This is a genomic window from Enterobacter sp. SCRI0065 (genome assembly GCF_059766475.1).
Map to the genome: position 1 here is coordinate 1 of NZ_JCBAJB010000025.1, position 983 is coordinate 983.

Here is a 983-nt window from a genome sequence, read left to right on the forward strand (position 1 = left end):
GTGGGTTGCAAAAGAAGTAGGTAGCTTAACCTTCGGGAGGGCGCTTACCACTTTGTGATTCATGACTGGGGTGAAGTCGTAACAAGGTAACCGTAGGGGAACCTGCGGTTGGATCACCTCCTTACCTGAAAGAACCTGCCTTTGTAGTGTCCACACAGATTGTCTGATGAAAGTAATGAGCAAGACGGCTACGAAGTCGTGACACATCGTGTCCCCTTCGTCTAGCGGTTAGGACTCCGCCCTTTCACGGCGGCAACAGGGGTTCGAATCCCCTAGGGGACGCCACTTGCTGGCTGTGAGTGAAAGGCACAACCAACGATATCTCAAAACTAACTCAGTGAGTTACGTTTGAGATATTTGCTCTTTAAAAATCTGGATCAAGCTGAAAATTGAAACGACACACTGTGTCTGTTCTCCGTAATAAGAACAGATAAGCGGTGTGGTCGAGTCTCTCAAATTTTCGCAACACGCGGATGTTTTACGAAACATCTTCGGGTTGTGAGGTTAAGCGACTAAGCGTACACGGTGGATGCCTAGGCAGTCAGAGGCGATGAAGGACGTGCTAATCTGCGATAAGCGTCGGTAAGGTGATATGAACCGTTATAACCGACGATTTCCGAATGGGGAAACCCAGTGCAATTCGTTGCACTATCGTTAAGTGAATACATAGCTTAACGAAGCGAACCAGGGGAACTGAAACATCTAAGTACCCTGAGGAAAAGAAATCAACCGAGATTCCCCCAGTAGCGGCGAGCGAACGGGGAACAGCCCAGAACCTGAATCAGCGTATGTGTTAGTGGAAGCGTCTGGAAAGTCGCAGGGTACAGGGTGATACTCCCGTACACAAAAATGCATACATTGTGAGTTCGAAGAGTAGGGCGGGACACGTGGTATCCTGTCTGAATATGGGGGGACCATCCTCCAAGGCTAAATACTCCTGACTGACCGATAGTGAACCAGTACCGTGAGGGAAAGGCGAAAAG

At 49.0% G+C, this 983-nt stretch carries 1 tRNA gene and 2 rRNA genes; all 3 read left to right on the forward strand.

The features are described 5' to 3' along the window. Positions 1 to 124: ribosomal RNA gene (locus tag AC6EMZ_RS23230) — 16S ribosomal RNA — on the forward strand; the annotation flags it as partial. 86 nt (positions 125 to 210) lie between these two features. Next, positions 211 to 285, forward strand: a tRNA-Glu gene (locus AC6EMZ_RS23235). 217 nt (positions 286 to 502) lie between these two features. Then, positions 503 to 983: ribosomal RNA gene (locus AC6EMZ_RS23240) — 23S ribosomal RNA — on the forward strand; the annotation flags it as partial.